This is a genomic window from Sulfitobacter sp. PM12, assembly GCF_045586035.1.
GTDB lineage: Bacteria > Pseudomonadota > Alphaproteobacteria > Rhodobacterales > Rhodobacteraceae > Sulfitobacter > Sulfitobacter pontiacus.
This window is the reverse complement of record NZ_CP151534.1, coordinates 115,068-136,671: the sequence shown is the minus strand read 5'-3', so window position 1 is coordinate 136,671 and position 21,604 is coordinate 115,068. Positions and strand designations below refer to the sequence as shown.

Sequence of the window (21,604 nt, the reverse complement as noted above, 5' to 3'; positions counted from 1 at the left end):
CGATTGAAAAGGTAATTTTTCGTGATAAGTCAAGGCATTACGCCAGATTTAAACGCCTCGGAGCGCCCTGTACGGCTGCCCGCGTCTGACGCTTTAAAAGTGCCTTTGACCACGAGAAATTCGGCCATGGTTGCACGGGCCGAACTTTATTGCCCGCAGGTTGATGGGCTGGCCGCCCGTCCGGTCAGTGCAGAACACGTCAGTAGTTTTATCGTTCATGTACCCAGATCCAATGCGCGGCAACGGCAGGCGTTGATCACCTTTGCTGTCGAAGAGCGGATTGCCGCACCGCTGCAGTCCGTCCAGATCATCCAAGGCCCGCTTGCCGATGCGTCGCCCGGGGATCACCTGGCGTTTGTCCTGTCCAATGACGTGATGACGCAGGTGACACAGGAAGACGCGCCGCACCTCCCCGAATATCTATTAATCCCCCGTCCACCGTCCGACAATGGTCCCGCGTGGTCCGTCTGGAAAGAAGGCAATCGTGCGGTTGTGCGCTGTTCCGACGGGACGGGTTTTGCCGCTAATGTGAATATGCTGCCGCTTTTATGGCAGCGCGCTGGCCGGCCGTCGCTGCGCGCGCTTGGTGAGCCGTTGGGAGCGGATCTTCCGGCCGAAAATCTGTCAGCCACACCACCCCCACCGGACCCGATAGACGTGGCCTTCAGCTTTGCTCAGCCGCGCAAGGCTGCAGCACGGGGGTTGGCTGCGTGGAAGTGGGCTGCCGTCGCTGTGGGGGCTGCGTTAGCACTGCATATGGTCATCGCGGCTTTGAACCTGCGCGCCCTCTCTCAGATCGCACAGACAGAACGCCGCGCTGCAGAGCTGGCCATATCGGACATCCTGCCCGGCATGACCCTAACCCAAGAGGTTGGCCCCGTTCTCGCACGCCTGACACCCGCGCAGGTGGTTGCAACGGAAAGCAGCTTTTTGCCCCTGCTCAGCGATGTCTCACGCGTGCTGACGGACGCGCCGGTTGGTTTCAGGCGCATGGCATGGGGCGCGTCAGAGAATACATTGGTGGTGCTCATGCAGAGCCCTGGCCTGGACGACCTGCAAGGCATCGAGCAGACGCTAGAGGCATCGGGCTTTGCCGTGCGCAGCGGTGCCGCCACGGCGGGCGATGGCGGTGCAGAGGTCGAAATGCGGATCGCGCGGGGGGATGGCGGATGAAAGCTTTTGCCGCGCTCAGCCCGCGTGAAAAGCGTCTGGTGAGCATTGTGCTACCGCTCGCCATCGTGGTTGTGGGCTATCAATTCCTATGGGCTCCTCTGCAACGGGCGCAGGCCGAAGCGCGCGCAGACATTCAAGCATTTCGCCTTGTTCAGGACACAGCTGCGCTGGCGTCCGTCGACACGATCGTGTCATTGCAACCGCTCAACGAGACGCCCCTTGCCACGCGGATCACCACCTCGGCATCCGCGGCAAACCTGACCCTGCGGCGCATTGAGCCTGAAAACGACAGCATCCGGGTCACTTTGGACGATACGCCCTTTGCGACCATATTGCTGTGGCTCTCTGATCTGGAAGAGCAGCACGACGTGAGGGTAGAGGCGCTCGAGGTGGATCGGCGCCCGGCACCGGGCCGTGTTTCGGCGCGTTTGCTTTTAGGATCGTTGCAATGACCCATGCCAGCACCCAGACCCGCCTTTCCTATGGTTTCGCGCAAAGCCAAGGGGTCATTCTATTACCTGCTTCTGAAGAGAGTGCGGAGCCACGCTGTCAATACCGCCATGATGCCTCTTTCGAAGCCCTGATCGAAGCACAGCGCGTGTCTGGCACCGCTGTGACATTCGAGGAAATATCGGCTGCCGAGTTTGAAGCGGCTCTTGGTACGATCTACCGCGATTCCGCTTCCGAGGCGGCGCAGGTGGCCGCGGATGCAGACGATGATCTGGCCTCATTGGCGGACACCGCCGCTTCGATCGACGATCTGCTGGCCCAAAATGACGATGCGCCCGTGGTGCGGCTGATCAATGCCCTACTGCTAGAGGCGGTCAAGGAAGGCGCGTCTGACGTGCATATCGAAACCGAAGAGCGGCGACTTTTGGTGCGCTTTCGGGTCGACGGCATTCTACGCGAGGTAATCAGCCCGAAACGCGCACTCGCGCCGCTGCTTGTCAGCCGGATCAAGGTGATGGGCAAACTCGACATCGCTGAAAAACGCCTTCCGCAGGACGGGCGTGTTTCGTTGCGGGTCGGAGGGTATGACCTGGACGTGCGCATCTCGACGATCCCCTCTCAATTTGGCGAGCGTGTGGTGCTGCGACTTTTGGACCGGGGGCAGACATTGCGCGGGATCGACCATCTTGGCCTGTCGGATCGCGATAATACGGTGCTGAAACGGATCCTGTCCTTGCCCGATGGGATGGTGCTGGTGACTGGCCCGACCGGTTCGGGCAAGACCACGACGCTATATGCTGGTCTGGATATGCTGAATGATCGGCAGCGCAACATCATGACCGTCGAGGACCCGATCGAATATACGATGGACGGCGTTGGACAGATGCAGGTCAACGCCAAGACCGATCTCAGCTTTGCCAGAGGGTTGCGCGCCATTCTACGGCAAGATCCGGATGTGATTATGGTCGGCGAGATCCGGGACCGCGAGACGGCACAGATCGCCGTGGAATCCGCCATGACCGGGCATCTGGTGATCTCGACCTTGCACACCAACACGGCCATCGGTGCCGTGTCTCGACTGGTCGAAATGGGTGTCGAACGATTTTTGCTGGCCCCTATGCTGCGCGGGCTGATCGCACAGCGGCTGGTGCGGCGCAATTGCACCGACTGTCTGGGCGACCACGAGGTCACGCAGGCGGAAAGCGATCTTTTGGGGCAAAAGATAAAGCCCGGAGAGATTGTGAAAAAGGGGCTTGGCTGCGATACCTGTCAAGCCAGCGGCTTTCGCGGACGTCTGCCGCTGTATGAAATTATCGAGGTCGACGGCGCGCTTGAACGCAAAATGCACGAAGGGCAATCCGAAGCCGAGCTGATCGCCGCGGCGCGGGATCGCGGCCCGAGCATTCTGGACGACGGCATCGCCAAGATGCGTTTGGGGCTCACCACTGCACAGGAAGTCGCGCGCGCCATCCACGACGGTGCCCCACCGCAACCCAGCATATCGCTTGCCGCATCACAAGAGGATGAATAATGCCAGCCTATGCCTATGAAGCGATGACGCCCGCAGGCAAGTCGACCAAGGGGATCATAGAGGCCGCAAGTGCCGCCGCCGCGCGCAGCAGTCTGCGCCAGCGCAACCTCGCGCCGCTGTCGGTTGAACCAACCGTCGCAAAAAAGGGGAAAGCGACAAAGGGGGCGGGCTTTGGCAGGGCCAAGATTTCGCGCCGCGCGCTGACCCTACTGACCCGACAGCTTGCCACGCTGATCGGTTCGGGGATCGGTGTGGAGCAAGCGCTCAAGACAGTGGCAGACCAGCAGAATAAGCCCGCTGTTACATCACTGTTGTTGAACCTGCGCGCCTCAGTGCTCGACGGGCGCAGCTTTGCGCAGGCGCTTGGCGAGTATCCTCAGGTGTTCGGCGACTTTTACCGTGCGTCGGTCGCTGCGGGGGAAACCTCGGGGCAGCTTGGCCAAGTGATGGAACATCTGTCCGGCTTCGTGGAAACCCGCGCAAAGAACCGGCAGACGGTGCAGCTTGCGTTGCTGTATCCCGCGATCCTTGCCGTCGTTTCGCTTGCGGTAATCGTAGCACTGTTGACCTTTGTGGTGCCTGACATCGTGCGCGTTTTCACCTCTCGCGGGGCGGAGCTGCCGTTCCTGACCCGTTCGTTGATTACGGTAAGTGATTTTATCAATGCGTGGGGTATTGCAATGCTCGGCGTGCTCGCTGTCGTTATCCTTGGCGGGGCCAGCCTGCTGCGGCAACCGGCGATGCGGCTGCGTTGGCATCGATTTCTATCGCGTTCGGTGCTGACGCGGGGGTTCTCTCTCAAGACGAACTCGGTGCAGTTCGCGGGTACCTTGGCAACCTTGACCGTCAGCCGCGTGCCGCTTGTAGATGCCTTGACCGCTGCTACGCAGACCGTGCCAAATTTGCACGTCCGCGAAAAAGTCGCCCAAGCCACGGCACGCGTACGCGAAGGGACGGCGCTTTCACGGGCGCTGGACGATGCCAAAGTCTTCCCCCCGATGCTGATCGCGATGATCGCAAGTGGCGAAGCGGGGGGCGTGCTGGGGACAACGCTGACCCGCGCAGCCGACGATCAGGAGCGTGATCTGAATGCATTGGTAGCCGCATTGGTGGCACTGGTCGAACCGGCCGTACTGCTGATCATGGGTGGGATCGTGATGCTTTTGGTGCTCTCGATCCTGCTGCCGATCGTTAACCTCAACAATCTGGTGAATTAGAATGGCATTTCTATGATCATCGGCCCGCTCGTCGGCATGCCCGGCACAAGCACGGCGCCTTCGGGCTCAATGCGCGCGATCAGCCGCCGTTCCCCTGTCACCGTGACCTTGGCCAGCGTGCTGTCACGGTCTGTCAATATTGCTATGGCGTCGCGGCCTTGGGTTGTCAGGTCCAACGTCATCTGTGGCACTGTTGTGTCGCGCCCCAATAGATCTTTGCACCGCCCTTCGCTGATCAGAACCGCGCCCGCAGCTGCAGCGGCACCCTTGCGCCAGCTCAGCCGTTGCACATCAACGACGGCCTGCGACGTGCAGTTTTTCAATGCGGCCCCGGGGATCAGGTCGACCAAACCGGGCCCGATACGCCCCACAATGTCCGTCGCGCTCATGGATGCTGGGGTAAAGATCGCAACGCCGGTCAATTGGGTGTCGGGCCCTTGCAAGGTCCAGTCCGCGACCCCGCGAGCAGCGAACAACGGCCAGCCGCGCAGGTCCCAATCCAGCGAATATCCACCGTCCAACACAGCACGCCCTTCCCACAGGCCGCCATACAGGTCAGTAATCGGAGCAGGGATGACGGCAATACGGCGCAAGGCCGATGCCGGGAGGGTGACAATCAATGTCGTCACGTAAACGAGGAATGCAAAAGATGCCAAAAGCACAGCCGATAGAATCCATCGAAACCGTGGCTTCCGGTGCCTTTTCCCCTCTGTCGCGGCGGCGGGTATTGTTGGGTCTTGGTGGGTCATCGGCGCTCATTGGTTTATCGGGCTGCGGCGGGTTGTCTTTGACAGGTGACACTGAACTGCCGCCTGAAAATGCGGTAGGACAGGCCGTTTTGCTGGCCCCGCTTACCGGCCCGCGTGCGTCATTAGGACAGATCATGCTGGCAGCCGCAAGCCTTGGCGGCAACGCGACCGGGCCAGGAGCCGAGGTCGAGGTGGTCGATGCTGGCGATAGCCCCGAAACAGCCGTTGCTGCCGCGCAAAAAGCGATGGACGGCGGGGCGAAGATGTTACTTGGTCCGCTTTTCTCAGGCCAGAGCCGCGCAGTCGCCGAAGCTGTCGGGCGCGGTACGCCCGTTGTTTCACTGTCGAACGACAGCTCTATCGCCGGAGATAACCTGTTTGTGTTCGGCATCACACCGCAGCAATCAGCGAAATCGATCCTCGGCTTCGCGGCAACCCGCGGCAAGCGCAACGTTGTTACTGTTGTTCCTCCGGGGCCATTTGGTGCCTTGTCCGCGCAGGCAGCGCAATCCGTCGTCGCGGCGACAGGGGGTACCGCTCCGCCAGCGATTGTTGCCGCATCCGCCGCTGGCCTGATCGACAAGATCCGGGCCGCGAACGGCGGTGCGCTGCCAGATGCGGTTTATCTGCCCGTTGTGGGTGGTCCCTTTGAAGAACAGGCCGCGGCGATCAAGAGCGCTGGCGTGCAGCTGCTTGGCTCGGAACAATGGGCCTCGATCACGCCTTACCGGATCGACGCATTGCGGGATGGTTGGTTTGCCGCACCCGACCCTGTTCGGTTCGAAGCCTTTGCTACGGCCTTTACCGCGTTCAGTGAAACCGAGGCGGGTGTGCTTGGCGGGTTGGCCTTTGATGCCGTCGAAATGGCGCGCATTCTTGGTCGCATCGGCCAGCAGAACCGCAAAGGGTTGCTGCGCGACGCCGGTTTCGACGGGGTCGTCGGCCCCTACCGTTTCCAAAAGGACGGACAATGCGCACGCGGGCTGGCTATCCTGAGCGTGACAACCGGTGCGAATAACCTGATCGGCTCTACCGGCGCATGACCCTTATCCGCGACCAAGAGGCTGGCGTGACCCTGATCGAGATGCTGGTCGCTCTTAGTCTTTTCGCTTTGGTGGGTATTGCCTCGTTTACCACGCTGGACACGATCTTGCGCGTCCGCGAACGCACCGATGGCCGGCTCGAGCATCTGGCACAATTGGATCGGGCGTTGCTGGTCTTCGGGCGCGATATCGTGCAGGCGGACCCCGGTACGGTGACGCTTCGGGATGGGGTCCTGTCCACTCTCGGGCATGATGGCCAGACCAGACGCCAGTATCTGCACGATGCAAATACGCTTAGCCGCGAGATAGGCCCCCAAAACGCGGATGATCTGTTGCGGCAATCCTTGATACTGGATGTCAGCGCGCTGACGTTTCGCGTGCTTGATAGGGATCGTAACTGGCATTCAACGTGGCCCCTCCCCGACAGCGAGAGCGAAGCGCTGGCCGTGGATATGCGCGTGGAGATTGATGGAATTGGCAGTCTGAGGCGGCTTTCGTCTTTGACCCGCCCTGCGCCCCGATGAGCCGCGCCGGTATACGATATCCGGACGCCGGCGTCGTGTTGATCAACGTGTTGGTGGCGCTCGCGTTGGGGTCTGCGATCGTTGTCTTGATGTTCACCTCGCAAGAATCCCTGATGGAACGCACCCAGCGAGCAGCCGCAGCGACTCAGGCCGAGGCGCTGGCCTTGGGCGCGGAGACCTCGATTATCGTGGCGCTACGTCGGGATATGGACGTCGCACCCGAGACGGACCATATGGCCGAACCATGGGCGTTGGCAGCACAAGAAGAAGTGCAACTAGAGACGGGTAGCTTTGCGATCAGCGTGTCAGATGCCCAAGCGCGGTTTGATTTGAACGGGCTTGCAGCGGGGCGTCTCTCGCAACAGCAAATCCTTGCGCGGCTGGTCAAATCTCTGGACCTGCCCGACAGCGTGGCCTTGGACATCAACGACCGAATTTCCCGCCGCGGCCCCATACGCGCGTTGTCCGAGGTCGAGCTTTTGGACGCGCCGACGCGTGCGATACTGGCCCCCCACGTCAGCCTGCTACCGCAACCCGGCGATGTGAACATCAACACCGCAAGTGAAGCGGTCATCGCGGCAGTGCTGGGATCGCCAACCGCCGCAAGACAACTGGTCAAGCGGCGCGAACAAAACGGTTTCCTCACGCGCGGGGACGTGACCGACGCCGGCATTGTCGCGCTGAACGGCATTGGTTTCACGTCAGACGTCTATGATGTGGAAAGCCGCGCAGAAGTGGATGGCACGACGGTTATCCTGACGTCCCGGCTGCTGCGCGAAGACAAGCTGGGGCGAAAAGACACCTATGCGATCGAGCGCAGCTTTTCAAAGCATCTGGGATCGCAGGGGAGCTTGCCTGCCCCAAAGCCCTTCCGTCCCTAAGGGTAAAATGCGAAACGCGGCCACTCTATGGAGCGGCCGCGCCTCTTTCTTATTCTCACACCCCCGAAAAGGAACCAATCAACCTAGGGGTTGAAAGGTTCGCTCGTCGGGAACCGTGGCAATGTGACCCCCGCGAGGGAGATCGGCTGGGCATTGCGATCCTGGTTGAAGGCGCGCACAAAATCGGCCCCCAATTTGGAAATGCCGTTTAGTCCGCCGCTGCTACCACAAGCGACTAGAACGCCGGCCACAACCACAAGAACTGAGATACTCTTCAACATCGGAATTCTCCTATTCTATGGGTTTAGTTGTTCGGCGAGCCAGCAATCGGTGTGTTCAAGTAGGGGAACACGGTTTGCAACTCGGTGGCGCGCAAAGGTGCCCCATCGGTCAACGGCACTAGGCCCGCAGGCGCGGTATCGTTGGGATCGCCTTTGCCACAAAGACCCAGATTTACATTGTCTTCGGCACTTGGGTCTCCGCTAAGCTCTTGCCCGAGAGGCACGTCATGGCACAACCGGCCCATCATCACGCGCAGCGCAAGATCGACAGTGTCATCCGCCGGACGGCGACCATTGGGAAAGCCCGCGAGGTCTTCAGCCAAAAGGCCAAAGGTATGCTGCTCGGATGCGGGTGTCGCCGGGAACGCTGTATTCAAGCGCAGCATTTCAGACAGGTCTGTCTTCGCATCGAAACCAGCAGGCTGGTTTACGCCCTGAAAACCGCTGAGGAACGCGGTAACAAGGTCGTTCCGGGGGAAGTTCGACGGAGCGATATTGCCCGATGCACCCAACGCATCGCGGAACAGGATGTCCAGTAGCGCTGGCAGGGTCGGATTGGTCACATAGACAGCCAGTGCCTCGTCAATTGTAGGCTCTGCTGCGTTAAACAGATCCTTGTCGGAAAGGCCGATGACCACCTCGTTAACCAGCGGGTTGGACAAGCGCGACTGCTGTACCCAAGCGCCGCCATAAATCGAGGTCTTCTCGTAGGTGGGCGACGGGTCTTCCAATTCGCCTTGTGGCAGGCTGGCAGTCGTCCATGCCCCGATGACCGGCTCATCCCCTTGGGTCAGACAGGAGATTGGAATTTCCAAAGCCAGCGTTGTGACATTGGCTTTACCAATCAGGTCGTCATTGGCGCGGTCCTGCACGATCCCGTTCGCGTTGAAATTGGGATCGTTATACTGGGACCACATCGGGTTATCTGGTCCCTGCACTGGAACTAGGTTCACCAGATCAAAGATTTCGCCAAGGTTCACCGCGAAGGCCTCTGCGCGCTGGCCAGCAAAGACCCGGCCCGTTCCGCAGCCCGGAATTTTTACATCGTCATAGATATAGGCGTTCGCGTATTCGGCATAGTCAGGCAGGGTCTTGTTGCCAACGTTGTCGAGCGGCTTGGTAAAGGTCGTGCCGCCGCCATGCGAAAGAGACGTTCTTTTGCCGCTGCGACGGTCCCCCGTGATCATGGTCACGCTATAGCTTTCGGTTTCACCCAGAGCAGCAGTCGGGCTGCTGGCTGTGATCTGGCCTGCAGCGCGCAGCGGAATGCCCACTTTCTCGCCGCCGATGTCCAACTGGATACCAGTGCCGTCTTTCAGATTATTGTCGAATTGGAACTGAAAGGTGATCTCTTCTTCGGCATCGGCGTCATTGCTGACATGGATCTCGTAGATCGCATCAGGGTCCATGGTGAAATAGTTGGGTCCACCATAGGGGGCCTGCAAAGGTTGGTAATTTGCAATGAGGGTCACGTAGTCGCCGCGGTTTGCCTCGTAGCTTTTGAACATGTAGAAATCTGTCGCGTCGATCTTTGGCTGCTCGGTAATGCCCGGCGCCTCACGGTGCGATGATGCAGTTGCAATGCTTGCTGTCAGGCAAAGCGCTGTAGCGCAGCTTCCCTGCAACAAGGTACGAATGGTAAATGTCATTTTTCACTCCCAAGTTGGCTTATTTTATGTGCCGAGACCAATGGCCATCGGATCGCCCTGCGAGTGCTGAAAAATTTCTATTCACTACCCGCATTGAATGAGACACGTGCTGCCGCCGAGAAAGTTTCACAGTTTATGATAGAATGTTGCACTTAGACGGAACCTAGGCCCACTGGCGTTTTTGATGCTTGCCGTGTTTTATACGTGAATGCCTCTGTTCATCTTATCCTCGATCATTCTGATTCCGATTTTGGGTCAGCTTGTTCGTATTGATCTGCGCCAACACCGCCTGCCGGATCGCTATACGCTTCCGCTGATCTGCGTTGGACTGGCAACGAATGCCCTCGCGCAGCGTGCCCTCCCGACAGAGGCGATCTGGGGCGCTATCATTGGATATGTGGTATTCTGGCTGATCGGAGCGGTCTATTTCCGCAGCCGCGGGCAAGAAGGGTTGGGCTTGGGCGATGCAAAGCTGCTGTCGGCAGCGGGTGCATGGGTTGGGGTTTTCGCCTTGCCTTGGGTCGTGCTCCTGTCGGCTCTGGGTGCTCTTGGGTACGCAGTGCTCTCGGGCCACGGGCGCCAAGAGCGCCTCGCGTTTGGTCCATGGATTGCCGGGGCCCTTCTTCTTATTTGGTTGGGAAAAGGGCTTTTTTCAGAGATATAGAAATGCGTATTACCCCTGTGTACGGCATTTTACGCTGCCATCTCGCGGACTTTCCAATCGAAGGACGTCAACCATATGCCCGGTCAGCGTTGAGGGTCTGCACGTTTACGTCTGAATAAGCTCGACAACCATGCTCTCCTCGGTCGTTCCGCTGGCGTCGCCTCGTCCCCTTGCAGGCTTCGCTTTTGTCCAAACATCAGCATGGCAGGTGTCAGGATGAGGGTCAGAAGTGTCGCGACGACCAGCCCCCCTACAATCGCGCTCGACAGTTCGGTCCAGTATTGGGTCGATGGCGCGCCAAAGACGATTTCGCGCGTGAAGAAATTCAGGTTGGCCCCCAGCACCATCGGCATCAGGCCAAGCGCCGTGGTAATCGATGTCAGAAGAACAGGCCGCAAACGTTGTGCGCCTGTGCGCAAGGCGGCCTCGCGCGGGTGCATGCCAGTGGATCGTAGATCATTGTAGGTATCAATCAGAACAATGTTGTTGTTCACCACGATGCCCGCCAACGCGATAATCCCGATGCCCCCCATCACAACGCCAAAGGGGCGCCCCGTGACGATCAAGCCAAGCAGAACACCCGCGACCGAGAAGATGATCGCGCTCATCACGACGAAGGCTTGGTAGAAGCTGTTGAACTGAAGAACCAGGATCACCAGCATCAAGACAATCGCGGACACGAAGGCACCAACAAGGAACACCATCGCTTCGGTCTGGTCCTGCGCCTCGCCGGCGAAGCTATAGCTGACCCCGTCGGGCAAATCCGCGGCGTCCAGGGCTTGTTGCAACGCCGTCACCTGATCGTTGACCAACAAACCGGGTGCGACATTTGCCTCTATCGTCACGACGCGCTTTTCATCGACACGTGTGATCGTGCCCGTCCGTTCAACCGGCTCGAAGGTGACAAAGTTGGAGATCGGCACCAATCCGGCAGAGGTGGGAACGCGCAGGTTTCCAAGCTCTGACAATGACCGTTCCTCGGCCGGGAAACGGACGCGTATATCCAGCTCTCCGTCCGCGTCCTCGGGCCGGTAATCCGCGACGGCGATCCCTTGGGTCAGCAGCTGAACGGCCTGCCCCAAAAGACTGACATCAGCGCCATATCGCGCGGCTTCCGCCCGGTTCACGCGGATGGACACCTCTACCCCCGGCAGCGGCAGCGTGTCGGTCACATCTGTGAAGCCGCCGATCTGCTCCATGATGGACAAGACCTGCGCGACAGCATCACCCTGCACCGCCGGATTGCGTGCCGCGATCTGAAGGTTGATCGGCTTGCCAGCGGTGGGACCGCCGCTTTCGGTCTGGACCTGAACATCAATGCCCGCAATGTCCGCGACATCACGCCGGATATCGGTGCCGATGGCTTCTGCCGCGCGCCGCCTGTCCCATTCGGTGAGCTCAAGCTGTATCGTACCGATGGTTTCTTCGCTGCCCTGCCCTGCGCTCATCGTAGATCGGGCATAGACAGTGGCCACTTCATCGTAGCCCATCAATCGCTGCTCGACTCTGCGCACCAACGCGTCACGCTCGTAGATAGAGAAGTTGTCACGAGCGAGCACCTGCACCTGCATGAACTCAGGCTCTACCGAGGGGAAAAACGACAGGCCGGTGCCGAACTGCCCGTATAGACCAAAGCTGCCAAGCAGCATGGCAAGCGCCAGCAACGCCGTCGCACCGGGTCTGAGGATTGCCCACTCCAACAGACGCACATAGGCCCCCGTCAGTCCGCCAATGCGCCGTGGGTCACCTTTTTCAGCTTCGCTTAGCGCACGTTTGGCCGCGGCATTTTGCGGCTGGCGTTTCCCGATGAGGCCACCCAGTACAGGGATGAAGATGAGCGCCATGAAAAGGGACGCGAAAAGGGTCAGGATCACGGTAATGGGCAGGAACTTCATGAACTCGCCGACCATGCCGGTCCAGAACAGCAGCGGAAAAAACACGCTTAAGGTCGTGGCGGTTGAGGCGATGATCGGCCAGGCCATGCGCTTTGCGGCATAGGCATAGGCTGTTTGCGCATCATCCCCCTCTTGCAGACGACGGTCCGCCAGCTCGACCGTTACGATGGCCCCGTCAACCAGCATCCCGACAACCAAAATCAGCGAAAAGAGAACCACGATATTCATCGTGAACCCCATCGCCCAAAGGGCCGTTACCCCCACCAGAAACGCCCCCGGAATGGCAAGACCGACAAGGATAGCCGACCGAAGGCCAAGGGCAGCCACGATGACGATCATCACAAGCAAAACCGCTGCAATGACGTTTGCCTCCAGGTCGCTCAGCAAAGTCTCTACCTGCTCGGATTGATCTTGCAGGTAGGTTACCTCGATGCTTTCGGGCCAATCATTGCGCAGCTCTTCCAGCGCCGCACGCGTGGCCGCGACTGTTTCGATGATATTCGCTCCGGACCGCTTTTTCACCTCAAGCGCAAGTGCCGGTTGCCCGTCGATGCGCGCATAGCCCGTCGGATCTTGGAAGGTGCGGCGGACGGTCGCGACATCTTCGAAAGTCACCACCGTATTGCCGCGCACCTTTACCGGAATTTCCATGACGTCTTGCAGGTCCTCGATCAGGCCCGGCACCTTGAGCACGATGCGCCCGCCCCCCGTCTCGATGGCCCCCGCGGCAATCAAACGGTTGTTCCGCTGAAGCTGGCCGATCAGCTCATCAAAGCTCAGGTTGTAGGTTTGGAAAACGGTCGGGTCGATCAGTACCTCAAGGAATTCGTCCCGCGCGCCGCCAATCTCGACCTCCAGAACGCCGGAAAGCCCTTCGATGGCTTCTTGCGCGTCATCGGCAATGGCGTTCAGCGTTCGCTCTGGCACCGGCCCCGAAATGAGCGCGGTGATAATCGGGAAGAGCGCGGTGTTGATCTCTGTCACCGTGAGGTCATAGGCGTCTTCGGGCAAATCGCCCTCGACCCTGTCTGCGGCTTCCCGAACCTTGCGCAGCGCTTCGTCGATGTCTCCGCCGGGGGTGAATTCAAGCTGGACGTTTGCATAGCCTTCGGATGCGTTGCTTTGGATCTTCTCAAGCCCGGCAATCGCGGCGAATTCGGATTCCATCGGCTCGATCAGCAGGCGTTCGGCATCCGACGGGCTGATCCCTTCAAGGCCCGTGGAGACGTAAACAAGCGGTAAAGGCACCTCGGGGTTGGCTTCTTTGGGGATGGCGACATAGGCGACCGCGCCTACGCTCAAGAGCATCAGAAGCACCATCAGAACGACCCGGCCGCGCGAGAATGCGGCGTCAATAATCGTATTCATTCGCGCTGCCCTTCGTCGCTTGCCGCGTCACTATCGGGAATGGGAAGCGCGGGCTGCCCATCTTGAGGGGTGCTGTTTTCCTCACCGTCATCCGCCTTGGTCTGCAACGACGGTGCCACCTCTTCGCCTTCGTTCACGAACCCCTGACCGACAGTGATGATCCGCGCTGCGTCCGACAGGCCGCTTACATACAGGCCATCGATCTCTGCCCGCACGATGCGAATGGGGGTGAACACAACCATATCATTCTCATCAACGGTTTTGACGCCCAAGCGCCCCTCAGGGCTCAGCGATATCGTCGAGGGCTGCACGAAATGCGCGCTTGTCGAACCGGTCGGGATCCGAATTTCGGCGGAAATACCGGCGGGAATGGCACCGTCTTCGTTCGGCACGGTGATCTTGGTGAGGAACGTGCGGGTTTCGGCATTTGCAGCCGTGCTGACAAAGCTCACCGTGCCTTCACGCTCTTCTCCGGTGATGAAATTCACCGTCGCCGTCTGGCCGCTTTTGATCTGACCAAGCGCCTGTTGTGGCACCTGCAACGCAACTGTCAGCGGCCGATTGTCAACGATGCGCCCGACTTCGGCACCCGCCTGAATAAACTCACCCGCATCAAGTGACAGCTCTTCGACACGTCCGGTAAACGGGGCCGTGATAACAAGTGCCTCTATCGCCTCTTGCGCTGCGGTCACGGATGCCTCGGCGGCGGCAAGCGTGGCGCGTGCTTGGCTGACCCGATCGGCAGTCGCCACCCCTCTGTTCAATAGCTCAGTCGCGTTTTTGAACTCTCGGTCCGCACGGGCGAATTCTTCGCGGGCCCGCGCAAGATCCGCCTGCGCTCCCGTCGCAGAAAGCCGAGCAATCACCGCGCCGCCCTCGACCTCTTCCCCCTCCATCACCAAGACATCCACGACGTCGCCTGACGCCTCGGCGCGGATCGACGTATCGCGGTCAGGTTGCGCCTGCCCTTCCGCCTGAAAGGATATCGTGACCTGTTGAGGCGTCGACTTTTCAACCGCTACGGCAACCGGCTTGACGGGGGCAGTTTCAGCTTGCCCTGCGTCTTCGTCACCCAAGGGCAGGATATACCCGCTGCCCATCCAGCCGACGATGGCGACAACCAAAGCCGCGGCAATCCACGCCGACCGCGACGCGCCTTTATCGTCCTCGAAAGACAATTGCTCTTTGTTTTCGCTGTCGCTCATTTCCAGTTGGCCTTCACTCTCACACACAGGGTTCCTTTTCAGACATGCATACCATGTAGGCCGCCGTTCAAAGAGGTCGCATCATATGACGCTTTTTAACAACAGACCAGAAGTCTGTAAGCAGGAAATAGACGGTGCGCATGAAACGTCAATGTGACGTCGGGGCATCCAGTGATCCTCCCGCTGAAACGAAGCGCAATCGCGATGGATCAAATGCGCTTTGCTGAACACGTACGACCTCATTCAGCATTTAGATGCTCATGGGACTTGAACGATGAATGACACGGGCTTAGGTGTTTACCGACCAAAGATCTGTATGACTATGGAGACGTCGCATTGTCAAAGACCGTTACAAAAAGAGACAGCCGTGTGCGTATGGCGCCAGCGGTAAGGCGAGACCTTATCCTTGATGCGGCCCAAGCGCTGTTTATGGAGCGGGGCTGGGATGCCGTGACAATCGCGGATGTTCAGGAAGTGGCGGGCATTTCACGCGGCGGCTTTTACCACCACTTTGCTGCAAAAGAAGACCTCTTGACCGGCCTTATTGCGCGCATGACTGAACAAGCGATGCAGACCACTGAAGCCGCGATGAGCCAGAACAACGGCGATGCATTGGTCCAGTTGAACGGTTTGCTGGATGGCGCGGCGCAATGGACGGCCGACAACGTCAACGAACTGCGCGGTTTCGTGCGAATTTTCTCACGGCCCGGCAACGAGATCCCCTACCGCCGGATCTGTGACGCAGAGGCGGCGGTCGTGATGCCGGTCCTTAAAGCCATCATTGAATCCGGTATTGCCGAGGGAACATTCAACCCCGTTGACGCAGGGCTGACCGCCGAGCTGATGCTAAGCCTTTCGCAGGGCCGTCGGGAGGTTCTCATCGAGGTATTTGACCTGGCGAGCGCGAACGATCTGGACGCGGCAGTTGACGCACTTGACAGGCGTCTTCGATCTGAAGGTGAAATCTGCGACCGATTGCTCGGACTACCCGTAGGTAGCGTCGCCCTGTCAAACCGCACCGAATACCGCCGAATGCTGGCCGGCTTGGTCCAGTAGCGGCGGATGATATGCGCGAGTTTGCAACGCGACGCTCCGACTACATCCCAGGCAGCCATAGCGCCAGTTGCGGGAACAGGATCAACAAGAACACCAGCAGCACCGAGCATCCCATATAGGGGAAGGCAGATCCGTAGATCTCGCGCATGGTTGTGCCTTTGGGGGCGACGCCCTTCATCACGAAAAGCAGTAGCCCGAAGGGCGGTGTGGTAAAGCTGATCTCGAGCGCCAGCAGGATCACCAGACCGAACCACACCGGATCAAATCCCAGCGTTGTGGCGAGCGGGAAAAAGATCGGTACGGTCAGCAACATCATAGATATCTGCTCCATGAACATACCCAGCAGCAGCAGGACGCCGAACATCACCAGCAGCATCGCCACAGGGGCCAGATCAAACGACGTCGCCCACCGGATCAACCCGCTGGAAGCACCGGAAAACGCCAGCAACTGGCTGAAGGTGGCCGACCCAAAGACGATGAGATAGGCCATCAGGGTCACCCGCATCGCGCCGATCACCGATTTCTTCATCGCGTCCCATGTGAGGCAACGGAAGGCCACGGCCAAGATCAACACACCAAGCGCCCCGAATGCCGCGGCCTCGGACGGGGTGATCAGCCCGCCCACCATGCCAATCACGATCACGACCATGACAGACAACATGGGCACCACATCGCCGAAGAACAGGCGCATCTTTTGGCCAAAGCGCAGGTCTTCAACCTCGTAAGCGGGGGCGGCGTCGGGATCGATACGGGTCTGAATATAGATTGTCGCGATATAGAGGCTGGCAAGGATGAGCCCCGGGATGATGCCCGCGATCAACAATGCGCCCACATCGATCCGCGCTAACGTTGCCAACAACACGGCCAGCGCCGAGGGCGGGATGATAATCGCCAGACCACCCGTGCCAAGGATCGGACCGATGGACATATGCTTTTTATACCCGCGTTCCGTCATCTCGGGCACCATCAGGCTGCCCAGCAACGCGGTGGAGCCCATGGACGACCCAGACAGCGTTGAAAATGCCGTGCCGCCCAGAACCGTGACATAGGACAGCCGCCCCGGCAGCTTGCCCAGCAAACGGTCAATGGCATTGAACATGCGCTTGCCCAAACCGGTGTAGAAGAAGATTTCGCCCATCAGCAAGAATAACGGGATCGGCACCAGCGCATAGTTGGTCAGCCCGCCGAACCCATTGTTCAGCAGCAGCGTAACCCCTTTGGCTCCGCCCATAAAGAACCACGCCCCAACGATATTGGCTGCGAGAAAAGCCAGGGCGACCGGCATCCCGATGGCCATCAGCACCAGAATAGAGCCCAGCAAAAGGGCCAGCGATTCAAACCATTCCATTATTCATGTACCCCTGCTTCGCCGGAGTGCATCAGGTCATCGCCAAAAACAAATCGGGAAAATTCAATCGCCATCAGGCCAAAGCTGACCGGAAAGGCCAGCGTCAGTATCCATTTCGGAAAGTAATATGCACGCACATCCAGATCATTGCGCGCGATGTTGTTAAGGCACAGCTCTGCCCCTTTCCACGCCAGTATCAAGGACACGACAACACAAAGCACCGCGACCAGCCGGCTGACAAAGCGCCGTGCCGCTTCGGGCAGCGCCGCGGTCACCAGTTCGATATGCACATGCCCCTTCTCGCGTACCAGCCAAGGTGCGCCAAGCATGGTCATATACAGGATCGCGTATTCAGAAGAGGTAAAGAGCCACGCAAAAGGCTGCATCCCGCTGTTGCGCATCACCACTGACAGAATGACCGAAATCATCAGCCACACCAGCATGGCACCGGCAATCCCCGCCATCGCGTAAAGGAAACCTCTGTAAATTTGTCCGACACGCGCCATGGCTGCCCCTTTTGAACGAAAGCAGGCGCGCCCCATCAGAGCGCGCCTGATGTGGCTTACTGATTTTTCTCCGCGTCGTAGAACAGCTCGATCAGTTTGTCGTAGTTCCCGTCGCCTTGGGGACTTTCGGCCATCAGGCCCTTCATCCGGTTCCACGTATTCTCTGTCGCCGCTCCCAGATATTTTTGCGCCGCTTCGCCTTCCAGCGTCACAACGGTCATGCCTGCCTCTTCGAGCTTGGCAAAGTCTTCATCACGCACCGCGCCCAGCTTCTCGGCCGAGGCTTTCTCGTGCTCGATCGCCACGTCTTGCAGGATTTTGCGCGCCTCGTCCGAGAGGGAGTTCCACTTGTCGAGGTTCACAATCGTGCCAAGATCGGTCGAGAAGAAGCACGGTTCGATCCGGTAGTTCAGGAACTCGTTCCACTTCAGGTCAATCAGGCCGATCTGTGTCCAGCCTGTTGCATCGACCACGCCGCGTTCCAGCGCAGAATAAACCTCGGTTGTGGGCAGATCGATCACCTGCGCGCCCAGATAGTCGGTGAAGAAGGCGTTATAAACCGCGTTGCCGCGCAGCTTGAGCCCCGACACATCCAGGTTCCCCTCTGCGTCAAGGCTGGGCTCATTACGGGTCCACAGGTTGTAGCATACACCGGAATCGAACCAGCCAAGGTATTTGACGCCCATCTTCTCTTGGTGGATCTGGTCGATCAGGTCCAACCCGCCATTGGCGCGGGTTTCGACCGCGGTCAGGTTGGATGTGACCAGCGCGTCTTTTTCAGGCAAAGCCCCTGCGTAAAAGCTGCCCGGCGTATAGACCATATCGACCACACCCGACCGGACGGCGTCGGGCTGCTGGAACATGCCAATGGCTTCGGGGCCACCGCGCACTTCAATCTGCACAACGCCTTCACCGGCGGTGTTCACCTTGTCGACGAATTCAAGGAACGACTTGGTATAGATCAGGGATTCAGGAAAAGCGTGCACTGCGGTCAGCGTCTCTTGTGCAAAAGCCGCCGTGGTCAGCGCCGTCGAGGCGAGGATACCGCCAAGGATTGTCTGTTTCATCGTATATACTCCCGGTTGGTGGGGCTGTTGGACCCCGTTATGTTGCCGTCCTGTCCCTCTTGCGGGGATCAGCACGTCTTAGGATGCGGGCACTGCCCACGGGTGCGCGGCAAACCGTGCCGTGCGAAAATCTTTGATGCGGTCGTTATGCTGGGCGGTCAGGTCGATATCATCCCAACCGTTCACCAGTTTCTCCTGCCAGACGGGATCCAGTTCGAAGGTCAGGGTATGCCCCGCGATCACCGCTGCACATTTTTCCAAATCCACTGTCGCGCTGACAGCATCGGTGCCGATCGCGTCCAGCAGGGCGTCAATCTCTGCTTCGCTCACACGGGCGGGCAGCAGTCCATTGTTGACGGCATTGCTTTGAAAGATGTCGCCAAAGCTCGGGGCAAAGACGGCCCTGATCCCGAAATCAACCAGCGCATAGACCGCCGCCTCGCGGCTTGAGCCGCTGCCGAAGTTGCGCCGCGTGATCAACACATCTGCCCCCGCATGGCGATCAAGCACATGATCCGCCGCATCCTGACGCAAGTCATGCAACAGGAATTTGCCATAGCCGTCAGCCCGCGGTGCCGACATAAAGCGCGCCGGAATAAGCTGATCGGTGTCGACGTTTTCCTGCGGTAACGCGACGGCGGTGCCATTGATCTGTGTCCAGCCGGTCATGTGCGTCCCTCCAGCAGCGGGCGCACATCGGCGAGATGTCCGGTCACTGCGGCGGCGGCGACCATCGCGGGGCTCATCAGATGGGTCCGCGCCCCGCGTCCCTGACGGCCCTTGAAGTTACGATTGGTCGAAGACGCGCAGCGTTTGCCCGCCTCGACCCGATCGCCATTCATGCCGACACACATCGAGCAGCCCGATGCGGCCCATTCAAGCCCCGCTTGGGCAAACACGTCGGCCAGCCCTTCGGCTTCGGCCTGTTTCTTGACCTGCGCCGATCCGGGCGACACCAACCCCGGCACGACGGCCTTGCGCCCCGCCAATACTTTGGCGGCAAGGCGCAGGTCTTCGATCCGGCCATTGGTGCACGATCCGATAAACACCTGATCCACTGTAATCTGGTCCAGCGCCATTCCCGGTTCCAGCGCCATATACTCCAGCGCCGCGCGCGCCTGCGCCTGTTTGCTGCCCGACAGCCGTGCCGGATCAGGTACATGTCCGGTGATGGGCAGCGCCTCTTCGGGGGAGGTGCCCCAGGTCACGGTTGGCGCGATATCGCTGGCGTTGACTTCAACCTCGCGGTCGAAACGGGCATCTTTGTCGGTCGCAAGATGGGACCAGTCCCGCAGGGCCGTGTCCCAATCCGCGCCTTTCGGGGCAAAGTTGCGCCCTTTGATATAATCGAATGTCACCTGATCCGGCGCCACCAGCCCCAACCGCGCACCCCCTTCGATGCTAAGATTGCACAGCGTCAGGCGCCCCTCCATGCTTAACGCGCGGACAGCGGGGCCGGCATATTCAATCGCGTGGCCGCGTGCGCCATCGGCCCCCAGCTCTGCGATCCAGTGCAGCGCCAGATCTTTGGCTGTGACACCGGCCCCCAGTTCGCCGTCCACGGTGATCCGCATCGTTTTGGGGCGTTGTTGCCAGATTGTCTGCGTCGCCAGAATATGCGCCACCTCTGTCGCACCGACGCCAAAGGCCAGCGCACCAAAGGCCCCATGAGTAGAGGTATGGCTATCGCCGCAATTGATCAGCAGCCCCGGCAAGGTCAGCCCCTGTTCGGGACCGATCACATGCACAATGCCCTGCCCCGGATCGCGCAGATCGAAGAGCCGGATGCCCTGCGCCTTGGCGTTGCGCCCCAATGTGTCGATCATCCGCCGGATATCCGCCGCCATCTCGCCGGCGCGGGTGGGGGCATAGTGGTCGACGACACCGAAGGTCAGATCAGGGGCGGCGACCTTCATGCCGCGGCTCTCCAGTTTCACAAATGCGTGGTGCGATCCTTCGTGCACCAGATGTCGATCAACCCATAGCAGTGACGTGCCGTCATCGCGCCGCATCACCTCATGTGCGGCCCAAAGCTTGCCAAAGAGGGTCTGCGGCGCGGTCATTCTGCGGCCCCCTTCCGGCCTGGTTTCACCACCGGCTCCCAATGGCGCGCCTCGCCTGCGCCGACACGGCTCAACGCCATTTCAAGGCGGAACATATCGGGGCGGTAGAGCGCAGAGAGGTATTCAACCCCGCGTCCATCCTCGTCCTTGACCACACGGTCCAGCGACAGCAGCGGCGCGCCGACACTGACCCCGAGCGCATCCGCCACATCGGGCGACGCGAGGGTCGCGCTTACCGTTTGATGGGCTGAAGCAACCTTGACGCCAGACCGCTCCAGCAAGCGGAAAAGCGGCGTCGTCGCCAGCTCTGCCTCTGTATAGTTATGTGCGATATCTTCAGGCACCCAAGTGGTCAGGTGGGAAAACGGCTCCCCTTCCACCAACCTCAGACGCACCGCAACTTGCACACGCGCTTGCGCATCCAGCCCCATCGCGGTGGCCACACTGCCCGGCGCGGCGCCATAGCTAAAAGACAAAAGCCGCGCGGTGGTGTTCTGCCCCATCTCGACCAACTGCGGCATCAATGTATTGAAATCCGCGGCAAGTGCCGGCTGCACCTTGGGCGCGCAAACAGTCGTCCCTGACCCAGCACGGCGCGAGATCAGCCCGTCCCCTTCCAGCGCGTCCAGCGCACGGCGCACGGTCACCCGCGACACATCCAGCGTTACCGCCAGCTTTTGCTCGCCGGGCAAAACCGCACCGGCAGCGTAGACGCCGCGCATGATCTCTTCGTGCAGATGCAGGTAAACGCGCCGCGCCTTACCCCCTTCGGGAAGCCCCCTGCCCTTCGAAGATGTGCTTTGAAGTGTCATTTGAATCCTTCCAATCCCTTCCAACCCTACAAAGAGTTTTCTCAAAAGCAAGAAATCTATCTGACAAAAATCAAATTATTTGATCTATGCACATTTAATTATCTGTATTACAAAAAATACAG

Annotated in this window: 19 protein-coding genes; 9 read left to right on the top strand and 10 right to left on the bottom strand. The window is 59.6% G+C overall.

What is annotated here, in order from left to right:
* Positions 1–126 precede the first annotated feature (126 nt).
* From gspL to gspF, 4 genes are read left to right on the top strand one after another with little or no spacing between them, the layout of a single operon-like run.
* The gene (gene gspL / locus AADW22_RS17815) at positions 127–1,173 is read left to right on the top strand and encodes a type II secretion system protein GspL (RefSeq protein WP_407474842.1); all 1,047 of its coding nucleotides are present in this window, start codon (positions 127–129) and stop codon (positions 1,171–1,173) included.
* On the top strand, positions 1,170–1,625 hold the full coding sequence (gene gspM / locus AADW22_RS17810; protein WP_407474841.1) for a type II secretion system protein GspM: 456 nt from the start codon (positions 1,170–1,172) through the stop codon (positions 1,623–1,625). The genes gspL and gspM overlap by 4 nt, the downstream gene beginning before the upstream one ends.
* On the top strand, positions 1,622–3,154 hold the full coding sequence (locus AADW22_RS17805; RefSeq protein WP_407474840.1) for a GspE/PulE family protein: 1,533 nt from the start codon (positions 1,622–1,624) through the stop codon (positions 3,152–3,154). Before gspM ends, AADW22_RS17805 begins: the two co-directional genes overlap by 4 nt.
* Positions 3,154–4,371 (top strand): type II secretion system inner membrane protein GspF, encoded by a 1,218-nt coding sequence (gspF, locus tag AADW22_RS17800; RefSeq protein WP_180829670.1) that lies wholly within the window; start codon positions 3,154–3,156, stop codon positions 4,369–4,371. Before AADW22_RS17805 ends, gspF begins: the two co-directional genes overlap by 1 nt.
* Here the strand turns inward: gspF and AADW22_RS17795 are convergent.
* Positions 4,368–5,027: a type II secretion system protein N gene (locus tag AADW22_RS17795; protein ID WP_139283829.1), complete on the bottom strand. Its 660-nt coding sequence runs from the start codon at positions 5,025–5,027 to the stop codon at positions 4,368–4,370. The two genes, gspF and AADW22_RS17795, sit on opposite strands and share 4 nt — an antisense overlap.
* Between AADW22_RS17795 and AADW22_RS17790 the strand changes: the two genes are divergently transcribed.
* Genes AADW22_RS17790 through AADW22_RS17780 form a run of 3 tightly spaced genes read left to right on the top strand, consistent with a single transcriptional unit; the run spans position 5,021 to position 7,568 of the window.
* Positions 5,021–6,163, top strand: a complete 1,143-nt coding sequence (locus AADW22_RS17790) for a penicillin-binding protein activator (RefSeq protein WP_288960083.1) — start codon at positions 5,021–5,023, stop codon at positions 6,161–6,163. The two genes, AADW22_RS17795 and AADW22_RS17790, sit on opposite strands and share 7 nt — an antisense overlap.
* Entirely contained in the window at positions 6,160–6,687 is a 528-nt protein-coding gene (locus AADW22_RS17785) for a type II secretion system protein GspJ (RefSeq protein WP_407474839.1), read from the top strand. The genes AADW22_RS17790 and AADW22_RS17785 overlap by 4 nt, the downstream gene beginning before the upstream one ends.
* Complete coding sequence (locus AADW22_RS17780) at positions 6,684–7,568, top strand: type II secretion system protein GspK (RefSeq protein WP_342580059.1); 885 nt, start codon at positions 6,684–6,686, stop codon at positions 7,566–7,568. The genes AADW22_RS17785 and AADW22_RS17780 overlap by 4 nt, the downstream gene beginning before the upstream one ends.
* A 304-nt stretch (positions 7,569–7,872) precedes the next feature.
* Here the strand turns inward: AADW22_RS17780 and AADW22_RS17775 are convergent, their stop codons facing one another.
* On the bottom strand, positions 7,873–9,498 hold the full coding sequence (locus AADW22_RS17775) for a DUF4331 family protein (protein WP_340241694.1): 1,626 nt from the start codon (positions 9,496–9,498) through the stop codon (positions 7,873–7,875).
* Positions 9,499–9,706: 208 nt separating this feature from the next.
* Here AADW22_RS17775 and AADW22_RS17770 point away from each other — a divergent pair, with 208 nt between their 5' ends.
* Positions 9,707–10,162: an A24 family peptidase gene (locus AADW22_RS17770; RefSeq protein WP_289081689.1), complete on the top strand. Its 456-nt coding sequence runs from the start codon at positions 9,707–9,709 to the stop codon at positions 10,160–10,162.
* An 83-nt stretch (positions 10,163–10,245) separates the two neighbouring features.
* Here the strand turns inward: AADW22_RS17770 and AADW22_RS17765 are convergent, their stop codons facing one another.
* Together AADW22_RS17765 and AADW22_RS17760 are read right to left on the bottom strand one after the other, a co-directional pair.
* A complete protein-coding gene (locus AADW22_RS17765) occupies positions 10,246–13,425 on the bottom strand; it encodes an efflux RND transporter permease subunit (RefSeq protein WP_407474838.1) in 3,180 nt (1,059 codons plus the stop codon).
* A complete protein-coding gene (locus tag AADW22_RS17760) occupies positions 13,422–14,630 on the bottom strand; it encodes an efflux RND transporter periplasmic adaptor subunit (protein ID WP_407474837.1) in 1,209 nt (402 codons plus the stop codon). Before AADW22_RS17760 ends, AADW22_RS17765 begins: the two co-directional genes overlap by 4 nt.
* Positions 14,631–14,966: 336 nt before the next feature.
* Here AADW22_RS17760 and AADW22_RS17755 point away from each other — a divergent pair, with 336 nt between their 5' ends.
* Positions 14,967–15,686: a TetR/AcrR family transcriptional regulator gene (locus AADW22_RS17755; RefSeq protein WP_407474836.1), complete on the top strand. Its 720-nt coding sequence runs from the start codon at positions 14,967–14,969 to the stop codon at positions 15,684–15,686.
* Positions 15,687–15,726: 40 nt separating this feature from the next.
* Here the strand turns inward: AADW22_RS17755 and AADW22_RS17750 are convergent, their stop codons facing one another.
* The 6 genes from AADW22_RS17750 to AADW22_RS17725 all read right to left on the bottom strand — a co-directional run bounded on the left by AADW22_RS17750 (position 15,727) and on the right by AADW22_RS17725 (position 21,482).
* Positions 15,727–17,034, bottom strand: a complete 1,308-nt coding sequence (locus tag AADW22_RS17750; protein ID WP_009824156.1) for a TRAP transporter large permease subunit — start codon at positions 17,032–17,034, stop codon at positions 15,727–15,729.
* Positions 17,034–17,540 carry a TRAP transporter small permease gene (locus tag AADW22_RS17745; protein ID WP_005848588.1) on the bottom strand — a complete coding sequence of 169 codons (507 nt, stop codon included), beginning with the start codon at positions 17,538–17,540 and terminating at the stop codon, positions 17,034–17,036. Before AADW22_RS17745 ends, AADW22_RS17750 begins: the two co-directional genes overlap by 1 nt.
* Before the next feature lie 56 nt (positions 17,541–17,596).
* Positions 17,597–18,607 carry a TRAP transporter substrate-binding protein DctP gene (gene dctP, locus AADW22_RS17740; protein WP_306285836.1) on the bottom strand — a complete coding sequence of 337 codons (1,011 nt, stop codon included), beginning with the start codon at positions 18,605–18,607 and terminating at the stop codon, positions 17,597–17,599.
* A gap of 78 nt (positions 18,608–18,685) precedes the next feature.
* The gene (gene leuD / locus AADW22_RS17735; protein ID WP_407474835.1) at positions 18,686–19,276 is read right to left on the bottom strand and encodes a 3-isopropylmalate dehydratase small subunit; all 591 of its coding nucleotides are present in this window, start codon (positions 19,274–19,276) and stop codon (positions 18,686–18,688) included.
* Positions 19,273–20,670 (bottom strand): 3-isopropylmalate dehydratase large subunit, encoded by a 1,398-nt coding sequence (gene leuC, locus AADW22_RS17730; RefSeq protein WP_407474834.1) that lies wholly within the window; start codon positions 20,668–20,670, stop codon positions 19,273–19,275. Before leuC ends, leuD begins: the two co-directional genes overlap by 4 nt.
* Positions 20,667–21,482, bottom strand: a complete 816-nt coding sequence (locus tag AADW22_RS17725) for a GntR family transcriptional regulator (RefSeq protein WP_005848595.1) — start codon at positions 21,480–21,482, stop codon at positions 20,667–20,669. The genes leuC and AADW22_RS17725 overlap by 4 nt, the downstream gene beginning before the upstream one ends.
* Between the last annotated feature and the right edge of the window lie 122 nt (positions 21,483–21,604).

Excerpts from the sequence above, each read along its gene's own strand:
- gspL (WP_407474842.1), top strand. The coding sequence starts at position 127 with ATGGTTGCACGGGCCGAACTTTATTGCCCGCAGGTTGATGGGCTGGCC.
- gspM (WP_407474841.1), top strand. The coding sequence starts at position 1,170 with ATGAAAGCTTTTGCCGCGCTCAGCCCGCGTGAAAAGCGTCTGGTGAGC.
- AADW22_RS17805 (WP_407474840.1), top strand. The coding sequence starts at position 1,622 with ATGACCCATGCCAGCACCCAGACCCGCCTTTCCTATGGTTTCGCGCAA.
- gspF (WP_180829670.1), top strand. The coding sequence starts at position 3,154 with ATGCCAGCCTATGCCTATGAAGCGATGACGCCCGCAGGCAAGTCGACC.
- AADW22_RS17790 (WP_288960083.1), top strand. The coding sequence starts at position 5,021 with ATGCCAAAAGCACAGCCGATAGAATCCATCGAAACCGTGGCTTCCGGT.
- AADW22_RS17785 (WP_407474839.1), top strand. The coding sequence starts at position 6,160 with ATGACCCTTATCCGCGACCAAGAGGCTGGCGTGACCCTGATCGAGATG.
- AADW22_RS17780 (WP_342580059.1), top strand. The coding sequence starts at position 6,684 with ATGAGCCGCGCCGGTATACGATATCCGGACGCCGGCGTCGTGTTGATC.
- AADW22_RS17775 (WP_340241694.1), bottom strand. The coding sequence starts at position 9,498 with ATGACATTTACCATTCGTACCTTGTTGCAGGGAAGCTGCGCTACAGCG.
- AADW22_RS17770 (WP_289081689.1), top strand. The coding sequence starts at position 9,707 with ATGCCTCTGTTCATCTTATCCTCGATCATTCTGATTCCGATTTTGGGT.
- AADW22_RS17765 (WP_407474838.1), bottom strand. The coding sequence starts at position 13,425 with ATGAATACGATTATTGACGCCGCATTCTCGCGCGGCCGGGTCGTTCTG.
- AADW22_RS17760 (WP_407474837.1), bottom strand. The coding sequence starts at position 14,630 with ATGAGCGACAGCGAAAACAAAGAGCAATTGTCTTTCGAGGACGATAAA.
- AADW22_RS17750 (WP_009824156.1), bottom strand. The coding sequence starts at position 17,034 with ATGGAATGGTTTGAATCGCTGGCCCTTTTGCTGGGCTCTATTCTGGTG.
- AADW22_RS17745 (WP_005848588.1), bottom strand. The coding sequence starts at position 17,540 with ATGGCGCGTGTCGGACAAATTTACAGAGGTTTCCTTTACGCGATGGCG.
- dctP (WP_306285836.1), bottom strand. The coding sequence starts at position 18,607 with ATGAAACAGACAATCCTTGGCGGTATCCTCGCCTCGACGGCGCTGACC.
- leuD (WP_407474835.1), bottom strand. The coding sequence starts at position 19,276 with ATGACCGGCTGGACACAGATCAATGGCACCGCCGTCGCGTTACCGCAG.
- leuC (WP_407474834.1), bottom strand. The coding sequence starts at position 20,670 with ATGACCGCGCCGCAGACCCTCTTTGGCAAGCTTTGGGCCGCACATGAG.
- AADW22_RS17725 (WP_005848595.1), bottom strand. The coding sequence starts at position 21,482 with ATGACACTTCAAAGCACATCTTCGAAGGGCAGGGGGCTTCCCGAAGGG.